The 1577-nt window shown below is 36.3% G+C and carries 3 protein-coding genes; all 3 read right to left on the bottom strand.

From position 1 onward, the window contains the following. Positions 1-58: 58 nt before the first annotated feature. On the bottom strand, positions 59-793 hold the full coding sequence (gene bioD / locus HMPREF3263_RS00165; protein WP_070852786.1) for a dethiobiotin synthase: 735 nt from the start codon (positions 791-793) through the stop codon (positions 59-61). A gap of 102 nt (positions 794-895) precedes the next feature. Continuing rightward, positions 896-1162 carry a YcgL domain-containing protein gene (locus HMPREF3263_RS00160; protein WP_070591993.1) on the bottom strand — a complete coding sequence of 89 codons (267 nt, stop codon included), beginning with the start codon at positions 1160-1162 and terminating at the stop codon, positions 896-898. A gap of 67 nt (positions 1163-1229) precedes the next feature. Beyond that, a partial coding sequence (locus HMPREF3263_RS10650; protein WP_371113369.1) for a hypothetical protein occupies positions 1230-1577 on the bottom strand: 348 nt, incomplete at its 5' end.

Raw genomic sequence — 1577 nt, 5'->3', positions numbered from 1 at the left:
AAAAAAAAAGTGCGGTTAAATCTAATGAAATTTAACCGCACTTTTTATTTCAAACTTACTATTTAACTAACTCTGTTTGCATATACATCAAACGATCAATATTCGTTAAATAATGTCCTAACTCTTGGGATTCTGGCTTATGAATATAAGGGATTTTACCTAGCAAAGGCGCATCAATCTGAGCCTCTAAAATATCCACCACCTCTTTATAATGCCCTAAGCAAGGATTAATTCGATTTGCAATCCAGCCTAATAAAGGAACGCCAAGCTGTTTAATCACTTGAGCTGTCAGCAATGCGTGATTAATACAACCTTCTTTAATGCCGACAACCAACACAACGGGCATTTTATGTTCAACAACCCAATCAGCAAAACTCTTACCTTCTGCCATTGGTGTGAGTAAACCAAATGAACCTTCCACCACAACAGATTGATATTTTTGAACTAATGTTGTTAAGGCTTGGTTAATCTTACTTAATTTAATGCGTGATTTATCTCGAGTCAGCATTGGCAAGGAATGAGCAAAAGTATAGCTATTTACTTCTTGATAAGATACGGACTCATTCGTTGCATCCATTAAAGCTAACACGTCTGAATTATTTTCAGCATCATAATCTGTTTGGGATTCATTAGACTGATTTTCGACAGGATAAATCCCCTCTTCACAGCTACAAGCAATCGGCTTATAACCCACAATTCGCACGCCCTTTGCTTGTAATGCCTGAATAATGGCACGGCAGGCAGTGGTTTTGCCCACATCGGTATCTGTACCTGCCACAAAGAAACTACTCATTTTTATTCTCCTTTTAAAAGTGCGGTCAATTCTAAAGGAGTTTTTTGAAGAAAATATTGAGATAAAGCAAGATTTGGAGATTTTTAGGAAAAAATAAAAGGCTTATTTGATCTCACTCAAACTATTAAACAAGCCATCATCTTGTTTTGGCATTTGGAGATAAAATCCTTGCTGAGTAATTTTTTCCATTATCTCATTTTTATCTGCATGAACAAGCGGTTTGCTTCCCTTCAAATTAAATGGCATAAGAAACTGAGGCTTGCCAAAACTTTGCATTAATACGTCTGGTACAGCTGAAAAATCATCTCGTTTCGAAATATAGAGATAGCAGCCTGGTTTACGTAAACTTTTATAAATTGCACATAACATTTTATTGCTCCAAAAGAAAAAACCTACCAGATAATCTCTGATAGGTTTTTATTTTACAAAAGTTTAATTATTTAGTCACAGCATCTTTTGCTTTAGCCGCTTTATCCGCTGCCGCATCTTTCATTTCAACTGCTTTATCTGCTGCTGCATCTTTTGCTTCAGAAGCTGCATTTTTCACTTCTTCCACTTTAGAAGACATTGCATTTTTTGCCTCAGCCATTTTGTTCGCTACAGCATCTTTCATTTCAGCCGCTTTCTCTACTGCAGCATCTTTTGTTTCTGAAGCAGCATTTTTTACCTCTTCCACTTTAGAAGACATTGCATCTTTTGCCTCAGCCATTTTATTTGCTGCTGCATCTTTCATTTCAACTGCTTTATCTGCAGCTGTATCTTTTGCTTCAGAAGCTGCATTTTT

The organism is Haemophilus sp. HMSC61B11 (assembly GCF_001838615.1).
GTDB lineage: Bacteria > Pseudomonadota > Gammaproteobacteria > Enterobacterales > Pasteurellaceae > Haemophilus_D > Haemophilus_D parainfluenzae_AD.
Note: the sequence above shows the minus strand (reverse complement) of the source record. Positions and strands in the feature narration are given on the sequence as shown.